Raw genomic sequence first — 21,142 nt, 5'->3', positions numbered from 1 at the left:
CACGCCATGCGTGGATGATGCGGCCGGGGACCTAGCGCGACGCCGGCCGCATCCCATGCAGCTGAGGCAGCGCGGCCTTCATCGCATCGATGAAGGCGCGCAGCCGCGGCGGCTGCTGGCGCGCGGCGGGAAATACCACGTGTACCGGCAGTGCCGGTGCCTGCCAGTCCGGCAGCAGCTGCACCAGCCGCCCGTGTGCGATGTCCTCGGCCACCAGCCAGGCCGAGACCACCGCTGCGCCCAGCCCGGCACACGCGGCCTGTTGCACCACGAACAGGTTGTCGCTGAGCAGGCGCGGGCTGATCGACAGCGTATGCGCGCGCCCCTGTGCGTCATGCAGCAGCAGGCGTTCGCGGTAGTAGGTGGCCAGTGAGATCCACGGCAGTGCCTGCGCTTGTTCTGGTGTGCTGATCGCGGTGGTCTGCACCAGTGTGGGCGCAGCCACGACGATGCGCGGTACTTCGGCAAGCGGCAGCGCGACCATGCGCGGTTCGTCGACTGGGCCCACCCGCACCGCGCAGTCGATGCCTTCTGCGATGAAGTCCGGGCGCCGATCTTCCAGGATCCACTCCAGGCTCAGCTGCGGGTGTTTGGCGAGGAACGCGAGCATGGTCGGCAGCAGCTGCGCCTGGCCGAACGCGTGCGGCACCATCACCCGCAGGCGTCCGCGCAGCGTTTCCGGTTCGCCATGCAGTTCGGCCTGCAGTGACTCCCATTCGTCCACGACCCGTTGCGCATGGCGCTGGCAGCGCAGGCCATCTTCGGTCAGCTGCAGGCCGTGGGTGGAGCGCTGCAGCAGGCGCAGGCCGAGCTGCCGCTCCAGGGCCTGCAGGCGGCGACTGACCGTCGGCTGGGTGGTACCCAGCTGCACGGCTGCGGCAGACAGGCTGCCGGCATCGACGATGCGCAGAAAGGTGCGCAGCAGATCCAGGCGATCCGCACCGGTAGCAAAGTCATTCATGCGTGCGACGTATGGAGGGTATGCAATGAAGCCTACTACAGACGTCATGCGAATACCGGCAGGATACGCCCACTTCCTCCACCGGACTCCCCCATGTCTACCCCCTCGCTGTCCGTCGCCGCCGCACCCGCGACCGCACCCTCCACCCCGCTGGTGCTGGCGATGGCGGCCGGCGCCGGTTTCTCGGTCGCTTCGCTCTATTACAGCCAGCCGATGCTGGGCCTGATCGCCCAGGACCTCGGTGCCGGTGAGCGCGCCGCCGGCCTGGTACCGACCATGACCCAACTGGGGTATGCGCTGGGCATCCTGCTGCTGGCACCGCTGGGTGACCGTTTCGACCGGCGTCACCTGATTCTGTTGAAGTCCGCGCTGCTGGCACTGGCACTGGGCGCCGCAGCGATGGCCGGGCACCTGCCGGGCCTGCTGATGGCCAGCCTGCTGGTCGGGCTGATGGCCACGCTGGCACAGGACATCGTGCCGGCCGCTGCGGTGCTGGCGCCGGATGCACAGCGCGGCCAGATCGTCGGCCGGGTGATGACCGGCCTGCTGCTCGGCATCCTGTTGTCGCGCGTGGTCAGCGGCGTGGTGGCTGAAGCATGGGGTTGGCGCACGCAGTTCGTGCTGGCCGCGCTATCGGTGGCGGCGATGGGTGCGGTGATGGCGCGGGCGCTGCCACGCTTCGCACCGACCAGCACGCTGCGCTATCCGGCATTGTTGGGTTCGTTGTTGGCGTTGTGGCGCGAGCAGCCGCAGCTGCGCCGTGCGGTGGCCAGCCAGTCGTTGCTGGCGGTCGGCTTCAGCGCGTTCTGGTCGACACTGGCGCTGATGCTGCATGCACGCCTGGGCCTGGGCAGTGCGGCGGCGGGTGCGTTCGGTATTGCGGGTGCGGCCGGTGCACTGGCTGCGCCGTTTGCGGGTCGATTCGCCGATCGCTTGGGTTGCCACGCAGTGGCGCGGCTGGCGATCGCGGTGGCGCTGCTGGGCTTCGGCCTGTTGCTGGCCGAAACCTGGTTGCCGGCCGCCGCGCTGCTGCCGCTGCTGGTGGTGAGTGCGCTGCTGTTCGACTTCGGTTTCCAGTCGGCGCTGGTGGCGCACCAGACGCTGGTCTACGGCCTGGTGCCGCCGGCACGCAGCCGGCTCAATGCGCTGCTGTTCACGGGCATGTTCATCGGCATGGCCGCCGGTGGTGCGCTGGGCAGCCTGGCGCTGGCGCAGTGGGGGTGGCACGGCGTGGCCTGGCTGGCGGTGGTGTGCGCGGGCGGCAGCCTGCTGCTGCGTTCGAAGTAAGGATGGTGTTCGGCAGGGCTTGCAGCCCTGCATCTGCTGGAAGCTGGAAGCTGAAGCAACAGCAACAGCAACAGCAAAAGCCGGCTGTCCGTGGGATGGCGGGGTAGGTCCGGTTGCGGGGGACGCCGTAAATACGTCCATGTAGGCTCGGTCGCGCCATCCATGGCGCTCACGCCCCCGCAACCGGACCCACCCCGCCTTCGAAAGTTTTCTGCGATCTGTCGGAACGGCTCTTGGGGTCAGATCCGTTTTCCGAAGGAAAACGGATCTGACCCCCGGTGTATTTCGATATCTGACAGCTTTCATCCACGCATGGCGCGGATCTGGGGCGGTGTCGGAGTGCGGGGTGCCCTCGGCATGGATGCCGCGGCCAAGCCCCCAAGGATGGGTTTACGGCGTCCCCGCAGTCCGACACCGCTCCGCCATCCCACGCAATGCACGCTTCTGCTGTTGCTGTTGAGGTTGCCGGCCAGCGGCCGGCACTACTGCGGGTGCAGGGCTGCAGGCCCTGCCGAACAACCGCCTAATCGTGACCACTGTCGTCCAGGCTGATGATCCCGCGCCGCAACGCCTGGGTTACCGCATGCGTGCGATCACCCACCCCGAGCTTGTCCATCAGGCTCTTCATGTGTGCCTTCACCGTCTGCTCGGAAATCTGCATGCGCTCGCCGATGCGCTTGTTCGACAGCCCGCTGGCGACGTGCCGCAGCACCTCGGTCTCACGCGGCGACAGCCGATCCTCGACTACATGTGCGGCGATGCTCGCCGCCACCACTGGTGGAATCGGTGCGCGCCGGCCACCGGCCACCATGCGGATGGTGTCGACCAGTTCGTGACGCAGCATGTCCTTCAGCAGATAGGCGCTGGCGCCGGCCTGCAGCGCGCGGACCGCGCGGACATCACCGCGGTAGGTGGTCAGCACGATGATGCGAGCACGCGGATCCAGCGCGCGAATCCGCACGATGGCCTCGACACCATCCAGCCGTGGCATCTGCAGGTCCATCAGCACGACGTCCGGCTGCAACTGCTGGTAGCGCGCGATGGCTTCCTCGCCATCGGCGGCCTCGCCGAGCAGGCGCAGGTCGGGATGGGCACCCAGCAGCGCAGCCAGGCCGTCACGCAGCAGCGGGTGGTCGTCGACCACCAGCACGCCAATCGGGGCAGGGGACTCAGTCATGGTGTGCTTTGCTCCAAGGCCAGCGCCAACGTGGTGGGCGGCGGTGATACAGGCGCCGGGCGGGAACCGCCAGCGCGACTTCGGTCCCCAGCCCGGGGCGTGTCCACAGCTGCAGGTCCGCACCGAGGCGCTGCGCGCGTTCGCGCATGCCCTGCAGTCCCCAATGGCCGTTGCCGGCGTTTTCTTCGGCGATGCCGACGCCATCATCGCGCACGTGCAGCAGGAAGCACCGCGTCCCGTAAGACAGCTCCACTTCGATGGCGCTGGCATTGGCATGGCGCAGCGCATTGCGGATGGCTTCGCGTCCGATCAGGAACACTTCCTCGGCGGCATCGGTCTGCAGCGGTGGTGTTGCGCCTTCCACGGTCAGGCGCAGCGGATTGGTGCCGTGCCCGGCGTATTCGGCGTGAACATCGGCCAGTGCCGAAGCCAGGTCGCGGCCCGCGAACGGACCGTCACGCAGCGCGTTGACCCGCTCGCGGCCCTCGGCCAGGTTGCGTTCGGCCAGCTGCATCGCCGATTCCAGCTGGCTGCGCACGGGCTCTGGCGTCTGCGCGGCCTGACTGATCGCATGCAGGCGCAGGATCAGGCCCTGGCTGCCCTGCAGCAGGGTGTCGTGCAGGTCGCGGGCAATGCGTTCGCGTTCGCCATGGCGTTCCTGCAGGCGCGCGCGGAACAGGGCCGCCAGCTGCCCGCTGCGGATGCGCACGGCTATCACCAGCAGCGCGAGGATCACGGCCGCGCACAGCAGCTTGAACCACACGGTCTGCATGAAGGTGGGGGCGATGCGGAAGCTGCGGCTGGCCGGCGCGGCGCTCCAGATACCATCCTCGTTGGCTGCTTCCACGTCGAACCGGTAGTTGCCCGGTGCGAGGTTGGTGTAATACGCGCGCGTGCTGCTGCCCGCATCCTGCCAGCCGTCGTCAACGCCGGACAGGCGATAGCGGTAGCGGTTGCGCTCCGGGCGTGCCAACGACAGCGCCACGTAATCGATCTGCAATTGGCTGGTGCCGGCCGGAAGGCGCAGGCCATCGCGCAGCGGCGCGTGCTCGCTGCCATAGAGCACTTCGCCGATGCGCACGCTGGGTGGCATGGTGTTGACGTGCGAGCGGGTGGTGTCCAGCCAGGCCAGGCCCTGGTTGGTGGCCAGCCACAACAGGCCATCGTTGGCCAGTGCGGCGGTGGCGATCGGTCCGCTCTGCAGGGCGATGCCGGGCATGCCATCCACCGCATCGAACAGGCGTGGCGTCACCGGCTGCCCGCTGCGCAGTGCGCGCCGCAGCTGATCGCTCCCCAGTCGGACCAGGCCACGACTACCATTGAGCCAGAGGTAGCCATTCGCATCGGCGACCATGCCGGTGATGCCTTCCATCACGCCAGCCATGTCGGTGCTCACCTGGACGAACCGGCCATTGCCCAGGCGCACGGCCAACCCGGCCTCGCCGGCAACCAGCAGCAGGTCCCGATGATCGAGTACCGCCGTGATCGGCCCGACCGACAGGCCGTGGCTGGCGTCGAAGGTTTCGATGCGCGTCGCCCCCATGCGGCGCAGCCGGCCGTCTGCATAGCCGAGCAGCAGCTGGCCGTTGGCATCCAGCGCCAGCGACGAGCAGGCCTGTTCGGGCAGGCGGCGTTCGCGCTGCCACTGGTCGTGCAGGTAGTGCAGGACCCCTCGTTCGCCCGTGCAGACCCAGGCCTGCTCGTCGTCGGGGAACAGCAGGGCATGCAGTGGTTGCCCGGTGAAGGGCGCAGGCAGCGGAATCCGCGTGGTGTGGCCGGCCTCGGTGCGCGCAAGATTGACCCAGTCGAACTGCCAGATCGGGGTGGGTGCCTGGCGCGCGGCGGCCTGCAGCTGCGTGGCACTGCCATCGAGCAGGCTGCGCCTGAGGTCGTAAGGCTTGAGGTCTTCGCCATAGCCATACACGTGCCCATCGCTGGCCCGCACCAGTGAGCGGTAGGGATCACGGGGGCCTACCGCCAGCGTGTGCACGCTGCGCGCGCGGAAGCGGTTGAGGCCGAGATTGGTGCCGACCCAGAGATTGCCTTCGCGATCGGCGATGATCGGAACGGCAGAGGTGGCGGTCAGCCCGTGAGGCGAATCGAAGCGCTCCATGCGTATGGCGCGGCCGCCCGCGAAGGTGACCCGGGCGACACCGCCATGCGGGCTCATCGTTGCCCACAGCGCGCCATCGGCAGTGAACTGCAGGCGCGCAGCGACCAGCTCCGGCAACCGCCGTGCCTCGCGCTCGCTGTCCGGCAGCAGGCCTTGTGCGTTGGCCAGCGGCGACGTACCGCGCACGCGGTCGGCCAGCCACACTTCACCCTGCGGACTTTCGGCCAGCGTCGCCATCTGCGATACGGCGATGCCGGTGTCTTCGAACGCGGCCTGGCCGGCCGCGCGCATCCAGACCTTCAGGTCGGCCAGTACCCAGAAGGTGCCGCGGCTGTCGTGCAGAAGCCATTGCACGCGGTGTTCCGGCACGCCCGTGCCAGTGGGCAGCGGCTGCCAGCGTTGGCCATCGAACTGGCGTAGCCCACCATTGATCGCGGCCCACAGGCGACCGTCACGGTCCTGGCTGAAGTGTGGCACCACGCCCACCGGCACGCCCTGGTCGCGGCCGTAGTTGTGCAGCTGGCCGCGCGCGAACTGGCTGATGCCAGCCTGGAAGTAACCGATCCACAGGGCATCATCGCGGGTCTGCGCCAGAGTGACCATGTTGGTGGACGGGAAGTGGCTGCCGCCTGGCGCCGCCTGGCGTTCGAAACGACGGCCGTCGAAGCGGTACAGGCCCGAGCCGGTGGCCAGCCACAACAGGCCGTCGCGGTCCTGGGTGATGTCCCAGATGTCACCGGGTGCGCCCTGACCGACGCGCCAGGCGGTGTGCTCGTAATCGGGCAGCCCGCCGCTCACCGGCGGGCGCTGCACGGCGAGGGCGGGCAGGGCAGTCAACAGCAGCAGGCAGGTCAGCAGCGTCGGCAGGTGGCGCTGCGACGGGAAGGGGCGGACACGCATGGCGCGCATTCTGGCAGGTGTGGGGCAGCCCGGGGTGACCCGAACGGGGTAGGCGGCGGGCGCCGCTGTCGGCTATCACGCCGGCATGTCCTCTGGAGCTTGGCGATGCAGCGCCTGTTTGTGATGTTCCCCGACCGCGGTCCGGGCATCGGCCTGCTGTGGCTGCGGCTGTGCCTGGCCGCCGCGCTGTGCACGCCCGGCACGGATGCGGCGTGGGCGTCGATGCTGTGCCTGCTGGCGGCGGCCATGCTCGTGCTGGGCGCGTTGACACCATTGGCGGCGTTGATGGCGGTCGCGGGCATGTTCGCGCAGCAGGCACCGTGGCCGCTGATGGCGTTGCCACCGGCGTTGCTGATGCTGGGGCCAGGCGCCTACTCAGTGGATGCGCGCCTGTTCGGGCGCCGCCTGCTCGGCCGCCGGCCTCCCCCATTCGGGTAGGTGCTGGCCTCGACCGACGGGGGTAGGGCATCGCGCAGCGGCCACGCACCATGGGCCACCCCCTCGCGGCGCCCCCCATGGCCACCGTCTTCCCGCCCGATCCGCCCGCCGTGTCGCTGGCACCGCAGCAGGCTGCCGCATTGCAGCGCGCCTTGCGCTATGTCGACGAGCACCTGTCGCAGCCGCTGCGGGTAACCGAACTGGCGCAGGCCGCCTGTGTCAGCCGCTTCCATCTGGTGCGTCTGTTCCGCACCGGAACCGGCGCCAGCCCGCTGCGCTACGTGCGTCGTCGCCGCATCCAGCGTGCATGCCAGTTGCTGCCGGGCGCGCAGCTGCCGATGGCGTGCCTGGCCCAGCAGCTGGGCTTCTTCGACCAGAGCCATTTCGTCCGCAGCTTCCGCGCGGAGACCGGCTGCAGCCCCGGCCAGTACCTGGCCGGTGATGCGGCCCTGTTGCTTCCCCCTGATCACCTTTCCAACGGAGTCCATCCATGAGCCTTGCCACCGCCACGCCCGCCCCGGCCCTGCTGTCGCCCACCGACCACGCCCTGGTGCTGATCGACTTCCAGTCACAGATGGCGTTCGCCACCCACACCATCGACATCTCCGCGCTGCGCAACAACGTGTCGTTGATCAGCAAGGGCGCCAAGGGCTTCAACGTGCCGGTCGTGCTGACCACCGTGGCCGAGACGTCGTTCTCCGGCCCGATGTTCCCGGAACTGCCGCAGATCTTCCCGGGCCAGACGGTGTTCGACCGCACCTCGATGAACACCTGGGAAGACCAGGCGGTGATCGATGAGGTCAACCGCATCGGCAAGCGCCGCCTGGTTCTTGCCGGGCTGTGGACCAGCGTCTGCATCGTGGGTCCGGCGCTGTCGGCGCTGGCGCAGGGTTTCGAGGTCCATGTGATCACCGATGCCTGCGGCGATGTCAGCGAGGAGGCCCACGAGCGTGCGATCTCCCGCATGGTGCAGGCCGGCGCGGTGCCGATGACCAGCGTGCAGTACTTGCTCGAGCTGCAGCGCGACTGGGCGCGTGGCGAGACCTACGAGCTGACCACCGGCATCGCCCGCGACCATGCCGGCGGCTATGGCATCGGCATCCAGTACGCCAAGCGCATGTTCGGTGCGCAGGAAGGCGGGCACTGAGCATGCTGGCCGGCCATGGCCTCGACCTGGCCTTGCTGATGCTGCGCGTGGCAGCGGGAGGATTCCTGCTGCCGCACGCGCTGGGCAAGCTGTTCGGCTGGTTCGGTGGCCCCGGGCTGGCCGGCTTCGCCACCGAGCTGCGCGGCTTCGGCCTGCCGGCCGTGGCACCGCTGCCGCTGCTGCTGGCCCTGCTGCAGGTGCTGTCCGGGCTGGCCGTGCTGCTGGGCTGGCAGGCCCGCGTCGCCGCACTTGCGGCGGCCGCCTTCATCGGCTTCACCGTGCTGTTGACGCTGCCCAGGGGCTGGTTCTGGATGCGCGGTGGCAGTGAGTACCCATTGATGTGGACCACGGTACTACTGGCCCTCGCGCTCATCGGGCCCGGCGCCTGGGCGTTGGATGGCCACCGTCTTCAGGGAGACCTCGCATGAGTCACGATCCACTCGACCACGGCCGCCGCAACGTGGTGCTGGCCAGTGGTGCCGCCGTTGCGCTGGGCCTGGCCGGCCGCGCCGCTGCGGCACTCGATTCCACTTCCAAGGAGCGTCGCATGAGCACGCTGGTCATCCGCAATGCCCGCATCACCACCCTCGACCCACGCAGCCGCATGCCCAGGCGCTGGCCGTGCAGGAAGGGCGCATCGTGGCCGTCGGCAGCGACGAGGAGATCATGCGCGGCTGGGGCAACGAAGCGACCCTGATCGACGCGCAGGGCCGGCGCCTGCTGCCCGGCCTCAACGACAGCCATACCCACCTGATCCGCGGCGGCCTGAATTACAACCTGGAGCTGCGCTGGGATGGCCTGCGTTCGCTGGCCGATGCGATGGCGATGCTCAAGGCACAGGTCGACCGCACCCCGGCACCGCAATGGGTGCGCGTGGTCGGTGGCTTCACCGCCGCGCAGTTCAACGAGAAACGCCTGCCTACGCTGCAGGAGCTCAATGACATCGCGCCGGATACGCCCGTGTTCCTGCTGCACCTGTACGATCGGGCGCTGCTCAATCGGGCTGCGCTGCGCGCATGTGGCTACAGCAAGGACACGCCGGATCCGCCGGGTGGGCAGATCGTGCGTGACTCGCTCGGCAACCCGACCGGGCTGCTGCTGGCCAAGCCGAATGCGCTGATCCTGTACGCGACGCTGGCCAAGGGCCCGAAGCTGCCGATCGAGTACCAGGCCAATTCCACCCGCCATTTCATGCGGGATTTGAACCGTCTCGGTATCACCTCGGTGATTGACGCCGGCGGTGGCTTCCAGAACTACCCCGAGGACTACCAGGTCATCGAGCAGCTGCATCGCGATGACCAGCTGACGGTGCGCATCGCCTACAACCTGTTCACCCAGAACAAGGGCAAGGAAGTGGATGATTTCCGCGGCTGGAGCGAGATGCTGCAGCCGCGCCAGGGCGACGACCTGCTGCGCCACAACGGTGCCGGCGAGATGCTGGTGTTCTCCGCGGCGGACTTCGAGCTGTTCAACGAGCCGCGCCCGGAACTGCCGCCAGCGCTGGAGCCGGAACTGCACGACGTGGTGAAGCTGCTGGTCGAGAAGCGTTGGCCGTTCCGCATCCATGCGACGTACGACGAGAGCATCACCCGCATCCTCGATGTGTACGAACAGGTCAACCGCGAGGTGCCGTTCGATGGCCTGCATTGGTTCATCGACCACGCCGAGACCATCACCCCGCGCAACATCGAACGCATCCGCGCGCTGGGCGGCGGCATCGCCGTGCAGCATCGCATGGCCTACCAGGGCGAGGCCTTCGTCGAGCGCTACGGCGTGCAGGCGGCGCGGCACACGCCGCCGGTCAAGCGCATGCTGGCCGAAGGCGTGCCGGTCGGTGCCGGTACCGATGCCACTCGCGTGGCCAGCTACAACCCGTGGGTGGCGTTGTCCTGGCTGGTGACCGGACGCACCGTGGGCGGGCTGGCCCTGTACGGCGATGAGAACCTGCTCGAACGCGAGCAGGCGCTGCGCCTGTGGACCCAGGGCAGCGCCTGGTTCTCCGGCGATGAAGCGGTGAAGGGTACGCTGAAGGTGGGCCAGCTGGCCGATTTCATCGTGCTCTCGGCCGACTACTTCCGCGTGGATGACGCGCAGATCGCCGACATCACCAGCGTGTTGACCGTGGTCGGTGGCCGCATCGTGCATGCCGACGCCGACTATGCAGGGCTTGCGCCGCAGCTGCCGCCGGCGATGCCCGACTGGTCGCCAGTCAACAGGTTCGGTGGCTACCACGTCGGCGGTACCGCCACCGGGTTGGCCGCCGCGCATCACCACCATCACGGCGTGGCCTGCAGTGCCCACGGCGCGCACGGCCATGCGGCCCGGCATGCTGCACCCACCGACGACCTGACCGCGTTCTGGGGCGCGATGGGATGCTCGTGCTTCGCGTTCTGAGTCTGGCGCTGTTGGCTGCACCGTCGCTTGCACTGGCCTGCGATGGCGGCCACTGCAGTGACGCGGGCGACGGCCAACTGCAATGGGATGCGTCGCTGCGCATGCGTGGCCTGTACTACGACCCTACCCGGTTCGGCATTGGCGGCAGCGAGGACGGCTATGGGCTGCTGCGTGCGCTGGCCTCGGCCACCTATGTGGAAGAGACCTGGCAGGCGAAGCTGCAGCTGGGTGTGCATGGTGAGAGTGGCAAGGCCGGCGGACCGGGCCGTACCGACCGCAGCGCGCTGGATGCGCAGCAGGCCTATTGGCGCTGGCAGCATGGTGGTTTTCATCTGCAGCTGGGCCGGCAGGACGCCGGCTACGGCAGCTCACGGCTGCTGTCGGTGCGCGATGGGCCGAACATCCGCCTGGCGTTCGACGGTGCGCGCGTGGGTTGGAAAGGTAGATTCGGCACGCTTGATCTGATGGCGCTGCGTCCGGTGGAGAACCGACCGGGTGCCTTCGATGATCGCGGCGAACACGGCAGCCATCTGTGGGGTGCCTACGCCACCACCGCGCGGAGCCACGGACCGGGACAGTGGGATCTGTACCTGCTGGACTACCGCCGCGACGGCGCGCGCTTCGCCGCAGGCAGCGGCACCGAACGTCGGCAGACCCTGGGCGCGCGCTGGTTCGGCCAGGCCGGTGCACTGGACTGGAACAGCGAGCTGGTGGCGCAGGGCGGTGAACTGCGGACGACCGTCGGCACGCTCGATATCCGCGCCTGGACGCTGGCGACCGATACGGGGTGGCGCTGGACGAACCTGCCGTTGCAACCGCGGCTGGGGCTGAAGGCAGACATCGCCAGTGGCGATGGCAACCTGCATGACGGCCGCCTGGGAACCTTCAATGCGCTGTTTCCGAAGTCGGCCTATTTCAGCGAGGCCAGCCTGCTGGCCCCGGCCAACCTGATGGACGTCCAGCCCACGCTGACCCTGCGCCTGCACGACGCAGTGACGACGGAACTGGGCGTGCAGATGGCCTGGAAGCATCGTCGCGCGGATGCGGTCTACACCACGCCCGCACCGCTGGTGGCGTTGCCGGGCAGCGCCGGTGGCGCGCGCCGCATCGGCAATCAGTACAAATCCGAAACCCGCTGGCAGGCCAGCGAACACTGGCAATGGCAGCTGCAGCTGGCCTGGGTCGATGCCGGACCTGCACTGAAGCAGGCCGGTGGCCAGGACACGTTGTTCGCCTCGATCGTTGGAGCATGGCAATGGTGAACGCAACCGCGTCGCAACCCCCCACGCAGGCCGCAGGCGCCTGGTCCCCACTGAAGATCCAGATGTTCCGCTCGATCTGGCTGGCGATCCTGGCCAGCAACATCGGCACCTGGGTCAATGACGTGGCCGCCGCCTGGGTGATGGCCGAGCGTACCGGCTCACCGTTGATGGTGGCCCTGGTGCAGTCGGCCACCACCGTGCCGATCGTGCTGCTGGCACTGGCCGCCGGAACCCTGGCCGACATCGTCGATCGACGCAGGTACCTGCTGGCTACCCAGGGCTGGATGCTGCTGGTCGCGGCGGTGATGGCGGCACTGACCGCGATGGACATGCTGACCCCGCAGCTGCTGGTGCTGCTGACCTTCTGCATGGGCTGCGGTGCGGCGATGGCGATGCCGGCGCAGGCCGCGATCGTGTCCGAACTGGTGCCGCAGCCGATGCTGGCTTCTGCGGTGGCGCTCAACTCGATCGGCATCAACATCGCACGTTCGATCGGCCCGGCCATCGGTGGCGTGATCGTCGCCCAGCTGGGCGCCGTCTGGGCGTTCGGCTTCAACGCCATCACCTTCGCCGCGATGCTGTTCGTGGTATGGGGCTGGAAGCGCGATCCGAAGCAGTCCAGCCTGCCGCCGGAAGGGTTCGGTGCAGGCCTGAAGGCGGGTCTGCGTTATGCCAGCCGCGCCGGGCGCTTGCAGGCGGTGCTGATCAAGTCGGTCGGCTTCTTCTTCTTCGCCGCTGCGATGAACGCGTTGCTGCCGGTGGTGGTACGCGGCCAGATGCACGGCGGGGCGGGGCAGTACGGCATGCTGCTGGGCTGCATCGGCATGGGTGCGGTGGGCGGTGCGTTGCTGCTGCCGAAGCTGCGCGCACAGATGGATCGTGACCTGCTGGTGCTGCTGGCCACCCTGTCGCTGGCCCTGAGCCTGGTCGGCCTGGCGCTGACCCGCAGTTGGTACCTGCTGCCGCTGGTGATGCTGGTCAACGGCTTCGCCTGGATCACCGTGCTGTCGTCGCTGCAGATCGCCGCGCAGACTGCCGTGCCGGCGTGGGTGCGTGCGCGTGCATTGGCGTTGTACATCATGGTGTTCTCCGCGGGCATGGCCGCCGGTGGGCTGAGCTGGGGTGCGCTCGCACAGCGCACCTCGCCGGAACTGGCCTTGCTGGTGGCTGCCGCAGGTGCGGTGATCGGCGGATTGCTGGTGTGGCGCGTGCGCATCGCTGGTACCGAAGACCTGAACCTGCGCCCGGCGGGGCACTGGCTGGCCCCCGAGCTGTCGGTGCCGGTATCCAACGATCGAGGCCCGGTGCTGGTGACCATCGAGTACCGCATCGAAGCAGCTGATCGCGCCGCGTTCCAGGCGCAGATGCGCGCGCTGGGCACGATCCGGCGCCGCGATGGCGCCGTGGTCTGGGGCGTGGTCGAGGATGTGGCCACCCCGGGCATCCACCTGGAGTATTTCGTTACCCCGTCGTGGCTGGAGCACCTGCGCCAGCACGAACGCATCACCGCCGACGACAAGGCGATCCAGGAAGTGCTGCGCGCGTTGCATCGGGGCGAGCGTGCACCGGTGGTGCGTCATTTCGTAGGCGGGCATGACCCGCTGCCGAAGACCGGCGTGCCACACCACCACAGCGATATCTGACCCAAAAAAGGGGACGGAGGGGATTAAGTCGTTTATGCACAAACGACTTAATCCCCTCCGTCCCCTTTTTTCATGCGGCGGCGCTGGGTGGCGCCGCCGCGGCACATCACCTGCGTGCGAACGCCAGCAGGTCGGCGTTGAACTGCTCGGCGTGGGTGATGGTCAGCCCGTGCGGCGCACCGGCGTACACCTTCAGCTCGGCATCCTTGATGATCTGCGAGGACAGCTTGGCCGAGGCATCGAACGGCACGATCTGGTCGTCGTCGCCGTGCACGACCAGTGCCGGCACGTCGATCTTCTTCAGGTCTTCGGTGTAATCCACTTCCGAGAATTCGTGCACGCAGTCGTACTGGCCCTTGACGCCACCGAGCATGCCCTGCAGCCAGAACGAATCACGCATGCCCTGGGTGACGGTGTTGCCATCGCGGTTGGCACCGAAGAACGGGGTGGCCAGGTCCTTGAAGAACTGCGAACGGTCGCCGCCGGTGCCCTTGCGGATGCCGTCGAAGACCTCCAACGGGGTACCGGCCGGGTTGGCATGGGTCTTCAGCATCAGCGGCGGCACGGCGCCGACCAGCACCACCTTGGCCACGCGCGTGCTGCCGTGGCGGCCAATGTAATGGGCCACTTCGCCACCGCCGGTGGAATGGCCGACCAGGATCGCGTCCTTCAGGTCCAGCGCCTCGATCACGGCGGCCAGGTCGTCGGCGTAGGTGTCCATGTTGTTGCCGTCCCAGGTCTGGCTGGAACGGCCGTGGCTGCGGCGGTCATGGGCGATCACGCGGTAACCGTTCTGGCCCATGAACAGCATCTGCGGGTCCCAGGCATCGGAAGACAGTGGCCAGCCGTGGGCGAACACGATCGGCTGGCCGGTACCCCAATCCTTGTAGAAGATGCGGGCGCCGTCGGCGACGGTGACGAAGTTGCTCATTGCAGGTTCCTTGGCGGAAGGGAGGGAAGGCAGCGGCAGGCTGCCGGTGCCTCCGGCAGTACAGCGCAGGTGCCGGCGACGGACTTGCACCGCTGTGCTGGATTGCAAAGGATGTGACGCATATCGCTCTGGCGGGACCGGAGTCGCGCGCCGAGGATGTCTGCAGCCTGCCAGTGGAACGCCCGGATGCCCGCCACGCGATGGTCCCTGATGCTGTGCCTGCTGTTGCCGATGGCCGCGCCGGCACAGACCCTCGTCTACAAATGCGTGGATGGACCGCATCCGGTCTACCAGCAGACGCCCTGCCAGGGACGTGCCGCATGGCGCTGGGACGTCCCGGCGAAGCAGTCATTGTCCCGAGGCGCAGTGGCGCCAGCGCTCGCGCCACCGAAGCCTTCGCGCCGCCCGCGGCGTGCCGGCCGGGCGCAGGGGGCGTTGATCACGATCAGCGCGGATGCGGCGGCCTGCGAGCGTGCGCGCCGGCAACGCGAGCGGGAGTTGCTCAAGCGTCGGCGGCTGGATTTCGTGCAGCGCCGGCAGCTGGATGACGCGGTCCATGGCGCCTGCCAGTGAAGTGGGGTGCTGAAGTGCCGAAAACGACAACGGCGCCCTGGGGCGCCGTTGCGTGGAATGCCGTAAGTGCGGGTTTCAGCGACCGTCGCTGGCGGCAGCCGGTGCGGGCACGCTGTCCGGCTTGGGCAGGCTCAACTCCGGGTTGCCCTGTTCGGCCTGCAGGATCTGGATGCGGCGCTGCAGGGCGTCCAGCTGGCTGTTGGTGCTCTGCACATCGGTGCTGAGGCTCACGGCCTGCTGCTGGGCCTGCTGCAGGGCGGCGCTGACCTGCGCCGACTGGGCCTGCTGCTGTTCCATTTCCTGCTGCAGGGTGCGCAGGCGTTCCTCGTTGTAGGCCACCAGGCGCTCGGTGTAGCGCTTGCCGGCTTCCAGGCGGGTGGTGTCGATGTAGACCTGGGCCAGCTGCTCGGACTGCTGCGCGAAGGTACGGTAGACACGCTCGGCGTTGTCCACCGCATCGGTCTTGATCACCCGCCAGAAGTTCTTCTCCTGGAACAGGGCGACGTAGTAGGTCAGGGTGTTGGCGTTGAACAGCAGGCTGGCGCCGTAGTTGCCGTTGTAGGTGGTGCGCAGCTCGGTCAGCTGGCGCGAATCCATCAACTGCTTGAGCTCGTCCACGGTGTTGCGCACCACCGGCGCGCTGCGCGCCGGTTCGGCTGCAGGCTCACGGTCGCCACGTGCGGCCATCGCCGCTGGTGCCACCAGCATCATGGCCACGGCCAGCACTGCCGCGCTGCGCGCGTGCCGGGCGAAGACCGCGCCCCCTGAAGTTTCTCGCATGTCTAGACCATCCACGGATGAGTGTGGGTTGATATGAAGGTGGTTCCCCGCCGGGAGTCTAGCATGGGTGCGGGCGCCGCCAAGGGCGCCCGTCACGGCTCGATGTCAATAGACCAGCTGTGCTGCGCTGCACTGGATCGACTGCACGTTGACGTCGGTCCGGCCCAGTTCCAGGCCCAGTACGCTGGCCAGCAGGTTGGTCAGCAGGGTACCGACACTGTTGAGCACCGGCCGCAGCGCGGCCAGGATCGGCTTCAGCAGGGTACACAGCAGGCCGCTGCAGCTGACACTGCCGTCGGGGTTGGTGACGCCGCTGCCACCGGCGCCATCGAGGAAGCCTGCCGGCGCGGTCTGGATGTACGAGGCCAGGTTGTTGCGCACGCAGCCGTTGTAGTCGATCAGGTTGCCGAGCAGGCTGTCGCAGCGGTTGATCAGCAGGCCGCCAACCAGCGAGCCGAGCAGCCCGTCGAGGACACCCAGGCCCTGGCCGGTCACCGTGACCTTCAGCGCATCCCAGACCGGCCCATCCTTGTGGCAGGTGGTCAGGTTCAGCAGCCCGCACGCATAGGGCAGGCCACCCGGCACGGTCCAGCTGTTGAGCGGTGCCAGCTGCTTGCTGGGATCGCCGTCGCGCAGCAGCGGAATCAGCTTGTCGACATCGTAGCGCCCGCCATTTGGGAAGGCCGCCTGCAGATAGCGGTCGGCCAGGGCCTTGGCGGTGTCGTTGGCGCTCATGCCCTGCTTGGGCGAACTGAGCATGCCGGACAGCACGCGAAGCAGTTCGTTGACCAGGCTCGACACTGCATCACCGACGGCGAGCGGGTTGATCCGGGTCGAGGCGGTCTCGCCGGCGGCCAGGGTCAGGTTCTGCGAGCTGGTCAGGGCGGGCAGGGTGATCCTGTCGTTGATCAGCGGCTGGCCCAGCAGCTTCAACAGCTGTTCGTTCTGCAGCGTGGCGTCGCAGACATTGTTCTTCGAGAAGCGCTGTGCGGGGTCGACGTTGCCGACGCAGGCACGCAGCACCGATGAATCGACCTGGATGGTCGCCTTGGGGGGACTGCCGCCGCACTGGATGCCGGTCAGGGTGCCCATGCCGTTGGCCACATCGACATGCAGTGGCAGGTGCAGGCGCGTGCCGAGCAGGTTCAGCAGCGGCCCCAGCGCGAACAGGTTGTTGCTGTCCACGTCCACCATCAGCCGTACCTGTGCATTGTAGGCACGGGTGCCGACGCCGCCGATGGCAATCGACGGTGGTTCGACCACGCCACCCTGGATGTTGATGCCCAGCAGGTCCAGCCCTTTGATCGTCACGCCGTTGCCATCGTTGGCGATGGAGATGGCGGTGTTGATCAGGTTGAGCACGTTGATCTTCGATTCCAGCGCGCTGCCGACGGTGCCATCGGGCGAGACAACTTCCGCGAACAGTCCACCGCCGCCGGCCTGGCTGCCGAGCGCGATGTTGAGTTTGTTGATGTCCAGCTGGGTGGCGACCAGGTCGGACAGGGCGCGCAGCTGCACGCCTACCGTCGAGTCACGGCCGACGACGGTGGCGGTGGCATCGACCAGTTGCGCCAGAGAGATCTTGTTGACCGACAGCAGGCGGTTGAAGTCGGCCACGCTGAGGTTGGCGCTCACCGGGATGTTGAGCGCCTTCAGCAGGCCGGATGGCGTGACGTTGGCCTGTGCCAGGCCGTCATAGGAGAGCACGGTTGCGTTGGTGACATCCAGGCCGACCAGGCGCAGCGTCGACAGCAGCACCGAGTCGCCGTTGGTGCGCAGCAGCTGCGAGCCCACCGCGAACACCGCCGTGGGCTCCGAGCGGCGGGCTACCGCCTGCACGCTGACGGTTGGCAGGCTGGTGTTCTGGCCGAAGAAGGGCAGCACGCTGCGCTCGGCGATCACCTGCACGGCATTGCGTGGGTTGCTGGCATCGACGCTGGTCACGAAACGGTTGCTGGTGCCGCGGCTGGCACTCCAGTTGCCGCAGCGGACCTGCAGGGTGCCTGCGAACCTGTTCTGGGCCAGCGCGCTTTGCCGGGCTGCGCTGTTGTCGCTGTTGTCCGGGCTGCACAGCTCCAGCCGCTGCGCGCCAGCCAGCGCGGCCAGGTCGGCCACCTTCTGCGCATCACGCTTGGCCCAGAACAGGTAGCCGACCTCGATCAGGCCCAGCATGGCCAGCAGCGCCAGCATGACTAGCATCATCGTGACCGACATGCCGCCGCGTGGGCGACTGAAACTGAACTGGCGTGGGCGTTTCATGGCCGACCTCAGCGTCCGGAGGAAGAGGCGTCCCTGGACCGGGCAACATCGGTCTCAAAGAAGTCCGGGATCTCGTGTTCAAAGCTCTTCAGGTAACGCGCATAACTCAGCGTGGCCTGGTCGCCCAGGATCGGCAGGCGCTGGCCGGCCTGTTGCCCGGACGCCTGCAGGCGGAACAGGTTGCGGGTGGCCTCGCCGCTCTGCAGGCGCGCGCGCGGTGCTGCCGGCGGTGCGACGTCGGTTGCGGGGATTGCCGGTGGCGCCGCAGCCACGTCCGCAGATGCGGCTGGTGAGGCCAGCTCCACGGTGGGAAGCGGCTCGGCCTGCATCGGCGCTGTGGCCGGTGCCGACGGCAAGGGGCCGCCGAGCATCTGTCCGGTCAATGGCTGTTGCTGAGCCTGCACGGCACCCGCAACAAGCAGGCAGGACAGCACGGGCAACAAGCGTCGGATCAGGCGCATCGCGGTCATGGTGTGCTTCCGGTCGGGTGTTCGTTGGTGCTGAAGCGTTCCAGCATCGACGGTGGCAGGCGCTGCGGATCGCGCTCGTCACGTGCTTCGCGATGTGGTTCGGCTGCCAGCCGTGTGCTGCCCGATGCACGGGCGCTGCGTTCGACGCTGGCCGTGCGCGCAGGCGTGGGCGCATTGACGGCGGCCGCGGCCTGCCGCTGCTGCAGGCGGGTACGGATCTGCTGGGCCTGCTGCTGGATGCTGCGGCGGGTTTCGTCGTTGAGGTTGGCCTGTTCCGACAGGCGCTCTGCCGTGGCCTGATCGCCGCGCAGAACCGCCCACAGTGCGAGATTGGCAGTGGCCTTGGCGTTGCCTGGCGAAAGTTCCAGGGCCTTGGCCAGCGGCTCGCGGGCCTGGTCGAACTGGCCGGCGCGCAGCCGCGCATAACCCAGGTCGCCCAGATAGTCGGTGTTCAAGGGCTGCAACTGCGTGGCGCGCGCCAGGGCCTGTTCACTGCCGGCATCGTCGTCGCGGCGTGCAGCGATCAGGCCCAGGCCATGGGCGGCGGCAGCAGCCTGCGGCCCGCTGGACAGCTCGCGATACAGCGCGACCGCTGCGTCGGTCTGGCCGGTCTCGCGCAGTGCGTCGGCCTGCAGCATGCGCAGGGCGGGGCGATCGCCATAGCGCTGGCGGAAGGCCTCCACGTGGGCCAGCGAGGCATACCAGGCGCCCTGCTGCTGCATGCGCTCGATCAGCTCCAGATAGGCGTTGCGGCTGTCCTGCGGATCGGGTTCCGGCGGCGCAAGGCTGGGCGCGCGCACGTATTTCGGCGTGGTCGAGGCGCAGCCACTGGCCAGGGCGGCGAGGGCGGCGGCAAGCAGCAGGCAGGAGGTGCGCAGGGCTGGCATCAGGGGGATCCCATCTTGGACATGGTGGTGGCCAGCGCGACCAGCGCCGGGCCGGCAAGCACCAGCATCAGTGCCGGCAACAGGGTCAGCATCATCACCACGGTCATCTTCACCGAGAGCTTGCCGACCTTTTCCTTCAGCGTGTTGCGGCGCTGTTCGCGCAGGCGGATGCTGAACTGGCGCAGTGGCTCCTGTACCGCGCCGCCGTGCGCATGCACCTGCAGGATCAGCTGCATCAGGCTGGCCAGGTCGTCATCGGCGTAGACCTCGCTCAACCGCCGCAGTGACTGCGCGCGGGTGCGGCCGTGGGTGTAGGCCACGTTCGCTTCCTGCAGTTCGCCGCCCAGTACCGGCAACGCATCGCGCAGCTTGTCGCCCAGCGTCTGCAGGCTCTGGTCCATGCTGAAGCCCACGCCCTGCAGCAGGCGCAGCAGGTCGATCAGCAGGGGCAGCTCGTTCTCGACCGCGCGGCGGCGGCGCTTGACCCACGACGACAGCACGAACTTGGGCAGCAGCAGCCCGCCCGCCAGCGCACCGATCACCACCATCACCTTGGACAGCCCCTGCGCGCTGCTGAACGCCAGCGCCAGGGCCAGCACCAGCAATGCAAGCAGCAGGCGCAGGCCCAGGTAGATGGCGGTGCCGCGGCGCGTGTTCCAGCCGGCCAGGTCCAGCAGCAGCTTGTCCTCGTTGGCCAGCAGCGCGGCCTCCAGGCGGCCACCACTGAGCGAGCGGCCGAAGCGCTCGAGCCAGCCCAGCGAGTCGCGGCGGGTAGCCTCGCTGTCGCGGGCTTCGTCACGCGGTTGCAGGGCGGTCTTCAGCGTGGCCGAGGTGCGCTGCTCGCGATGGCTGCGCACCCACCCGGCGATGCCCAGCAGGGCGACACCGGCCGCCAACACCAGCAGCGAGAGGGCGAACCAGGCCGTGGCACTCATCGGGTACCTCCGTGGCGGCTGCAAGCGGTCATAGCGACTTGGCCAAGCGGTACAGCAGGAACGCTCCGAGCAGTTCCAGGCCCAGTGCGATCAGCAGGATCCTGTGGCCGAGCGGGTCATGCAGCACTGGCTGGAAGAATGCCGGGCTGGAGATCGCCATCAGCACCGCACTGGCCGGTGGCAGCAGCCCCAGCACCCAGGCCGACATGCGCGTTTCCGAAGTGGTGGCCGCCAGTTCCTGCTGGGCCTGTTCCAGGTCGCGCATGAAGTCGCCCATGCGCTGCAGGATCTGGTCGGCACGACCGCCGATGCGCACGCTCACCCCGATCACCACCGCCAGCACCTTCAGCACGTCCATGCGATACGGCTGCGCGGCAAGGCTCAACGCGCGATCCAGGTCCATGCCGCTGCGCGCATAGCGCACCGTGGTGTCGAGCAGGCCACGCAGCGGCGCGCTGGTCTGCATCGAAGAAACCTGGAACGCAGCCTGCAGGCTGTTGCCCAGCGCAGTGAGGCGGACCAGGTTGTCGAGGAAGTCCGGCATCTGGTGCAGCAGCTGCGCACGCAGTTTCGTGATCCGGCGCATCACCCACAGCCAGCAGCCCAGCAGGTACAGCAGCAGGGTCAGCGGAAACATCCAGGCCGTTCCCAGCCGCATTGCCGCGACGACCCCAAGCACAAGGCCGGGCACCAGCAGCATCAGTGGCAGTTTCCAGCCCGGCTGCAGGCCGGCGCGCTGCAGCACGCCATCCCACGGCAGCGTGCGGTTCCCACTGCTGGCGGGGCGGGCGGCATCGTTGGCCGCGGCAACGGCAGGCCCGGCCGGTACCGCACCGGCGGCGCTGCCGCGCGCCAGCTGCTGCTCGGCATGCTGCAACGAGGCCTGGCGCTGCTCGCGGCTGCTGGCAGTGCCCCACAGCCAGACCGCCAGCGCCAGCAGCACCGAGATGATGCTCAACACGCCCAGCAGGAGGCCGGTGCCCAT

At 68.3% G+C, this 21,142-nt stretch carries 18 protein-coding genes and 1 pseudogene; 9 read left to right on the top strand and 10 right to left on the bottom strand.

Annotation, left to right across the window (positions count from 1 at the left end; all coding sequences use genetic code 11):
- Window positions 1-31: 31 nt before the first annotated feature.
- Window positions 32-961, bottom strand: a complete 930-nt coding sequence (locus B9Y82_RS10175) for a LysR family transcriptional regulator (protein WP_100473071.1) — start codon at window positions 959-961, stop codon at window positions 32-34.
- Window positions 962-1,054: 93 nt separating this feature from the next.
- Here B9Y82_RS10175 and B9Y82_RS10170 point away from each other — a divergent pair, with 93 nt between their 5' ends.
- The gene (locus tag B9Y82_RS10170) at window positions 1,055-2,248 is read left to right on the top strand and encodes an MFS transporter (RefSeq protein WP_100473069.1); all 1,194 of its coding nucleotides are present in this window, start codon (window positions 1,055-1,057) and stop codon (window positions 2,246-2,248) included.
- A 523-nt stretch (window positions 2,249-2,771) separates the two neighbouring features.
- Here the strand turns inward: B9Y82_RS10170 and B9Y82_RS10165 are convergent.
- Both B9Y82_RS10165 and B9Y82_RS10160 read right to left on the bottom strand, forming a co-directional pair.
- Complete coding sequence (locus B9Y82_RS10165; protein WP_100473066.1) at window positions 2,772-3,425, bottom strand: response regulator; 654 nt, start codon at window positions 3,423-3,425, stop codon at window positions 2,772-2,774.
- Window positions 3,418-6,447: a sensor histidine kinase gene (locus B9Y82_RS10160; protein ID WP_100473064.1), complete on the bottom strand. Its 3,030-nt coding sequence runs from the start codon at window positions 6,445-6,447 to the stop codon at window positions 3,418-3,420. Before B9Y82_RS10160 ends, B9Y82_RS10165 begins: the two co-directional genes overlap by 8 nt.
- Window positions 6,448-6,543: 96 nt before the next feature.
- Here B9Y82_RS10160 and B9Y82_RS10155 point away from each other — a divergent pair, with 96 nt between their 5' ends.
- The 7 genes and pseudogenes from B9Y82_RS10155 to B9Y82_RS10125 all read left to right on the top strand — a co-directional run bounded on the left by B9Y82_RS10155 (window position 6,544) and on the right by B9Y82_RS10125 (window position 13,322).
- Window positions 6,544-6,876 carry a hypothetical protein gene (locus B9Y82_RS10155; protein ID WP_100473061.1) on the top strand — a complete coding sequence of 111 codons (333 nt, stop codon included), beginning with the start codon at window positions 6,544-6,546 and terminating at the stop codon, window positions 6,874-6,876.
- A 50-nt stretch (window positions 6,877-6,926) separates the two neighbouring features.
- A complete protein-coding gene (locus tag B9Y82_RS10150; RefSeq protein WP_100473059.1) occupies window positions 6,927-7,370 on the top strand; it encodes a helix-turn-helix transcriptional regulator in 444 nt (147 codons plus the stop codon).
- A complete protein-coding gene (locus B9Y82_RS10145; protein ID WP_100473056.1) occupies window positions 7,367-8,023 on the top strand; it encodes a hydrolase in 657 nt (218 codons plus the stop codon). The genes B9Y82_RS10150 and B9Y82_RS10145 overlap by 4 nt, the downstream gene beginning before the upstream one ends.
- A gap of 2 nt (window positions 8,024-8,025) precedes the next feature.
- On the top strand, window positions 8,026-8,451 hold the full coding sequence (locus B9Y82_RS10140) for a DoxX family protein (RefSeq protein ID WP_100473053.1): 426 nt from the start codon (window positions 8,026-8,028) through the stop codon (window positions 8,449-8,451).
- Between the two features lie 119 nt (window positions 8,452-8,570).
- Window positions 8,571-10,417 (top strand): annotated as a pseudogene (locus B9Y82_RS10135) (amidohydrolase).
- Window positions 10,396-11,679: an alginate export family protein gene (locus tag B9Y82_RS10130; protein ID WP_100473050.1), complete on the top strand. Its 1,284-nt coding sequence runs from the start codon at window positions 10,396-10,398 to the stop codon at window positions 11,677-11,679. The pseudogene B9Y82_RS10135 and the gene B9Y82_RS10130 overlap by 22 nt, the downstream one beginning before the upstream one ends.
- The gene (locus tag B9Y82_RS10125; RefSeq protein ID WP_100473047.1) at window positions 11,673-13,322 is read left to right on the top strand and encodes an MFS transporter; all 1,650 of its coding nucleotides are present in this window, start codon (window positions 11,673-11,675) and stop codon (window positions 13,320-13,322) included. The genes B9Y82_RS10130 and B9Y82_RS10125 overlap by 7 nt, the downstream gene beginning before the upstream one ends.
- 106 nt (window positions 13,323-13,428) lie before the next feature.
- Here B9Y82_RS10125 and B9Y82_RS10120 read toward each other — a convergent pair whose 3' ends face one another.
- The gene (locus B9Y82_RS10120; RefSeq protein WP_100473045.1) at window positions 13,429-14,253 is read right to left on the bottom strand and encodes an alpha/beta fold hydrolase; all 825 of its coding nucleotides are present in this window, start codon (window positions 14,251-14,253) and stop codon (window positions 13,429-13,431) included.
- A 186-nt stretch (window positions 14,254-14,439) separates the two neighbouring features.
- Here B9Y82_RS10120 and B9Y82_RS10115 point away from each other — a divergent pair, with 186 nt between their 5' ends.
- Window positions 14,440-14,826 carry a hypothetical protein gene (locus B9Y82_RS10115; RefSeq protein ID WP_100473043.1) on the top strand — a complete coding sequence of 129 codons (387 nt, stop codon included), beginning with the start codon at window positions 14,440-14,442 and terminating at the stop codon, window positions 14,824-14,826.
- Window positions 14,827-14,901: 75 nt separating this feature from the next.
- On the opposite strand, the gene B9Y82_RS10110 is transcribed toward B9Y82_RS10115, so the two are convergent.
- The 6 genes from B9Y82_RS10110 to B9Y82_RS10085 all read right to left on the bottom strand — a co-directional run bounded on the left by B9Y82_RS10110 (window position 14,902) and on the right by B9Y82_RS10085 (window position 21,142).
- Window positions 14,902-15,606 carry a DUF2968 domain-containing protein gene (locus B9Y82_RS10110; protein ID WP_049443363.1) on the bottom strand — a complete coding sequence of 235 codons (705 nt, stop codon included), beginning with the start codon at window positions 15,604-15,606 and terminating at the stop codon, window positions 14,902-14,904.
- Window positions 15,607-15,711: 105 nt separating this feature from the next.
- Entirely contained in the window at window positions 15,712-17,865 is a 2,154-nt protein-coding gene (locus tag B9Y82_RS10105) for a TadG family pilus assembly protein (RefSeq protein WP_100473041.1), read from the bottom strand.
- A gap of 8 nt (window positions 17,866-17,873) precedes the next feature.
- Window positions 17,874-18,335, bottom strand: a complete 462-nt coding sequence (locus B9Y82_RS10100; RefSeq protein WP_100473038.1) for a DUF3613 domain-containing protein — start codon at window positions 18,333-18,335, stop codon at window positions 17,874-17,876.
- A complete protein-coding gene (locus B9Y82_RS10095) occupies window positions 18,332-19,222 on the bottom strand; it encodes a Flp pilus assembly protein TadD (RefSeq protein ID WP_100473036.1) in 891 nt (296 codons plus the stop codon). The genes B9Y82_RS10100 and B9Y82_RS10095 overlap by 4 nt, the downstream gene beginning before the upstream one ends.
- Window positions 19,222-20,157 carry a type II secretion system F family protein gene (locus B9Y82_RS10090; protein ID WP_100473033.1) on the bottom strand — a complete coding sequence of 312 codons (936 nt, stop codon included), beginning with the start codon at window positions 20,155-20,157 and terminating at the stop codon, window positions 19,222-19,224. Before B9Y82_RS10090 ends, B9Y82_RS10095 begins: the two co-directional genes overlap by 1 nt.
- A gap of 28 nt (window positions 20,158-20,185) precedes the next feature.
- Window positions 20,186-21,142, bottom strand: coding sequence for a type II secretion system F family protein (locus tag B9Y82_RS10085; RefSeq protein ID WP_100473031.1), 957 nt, complete (start codon window positions 21,140-21,142; stop codon window positions 20,186-20,188).

This window comes from Stenotrophomonas maltophilia (assembly GCF_002799155.1).
Lineage (GTDB): Bacteria > Pseudomonadota > Gammaproteobacteria > Xanthomonadales > Xanthomonadaceae > Stenotrophomonas > Stenotrophomonas maltophilia_R.
Note: the sequence above shows the minus strand (reverse complement) of the source record. Positions and strands in the feature narration are given on the sequence as shown.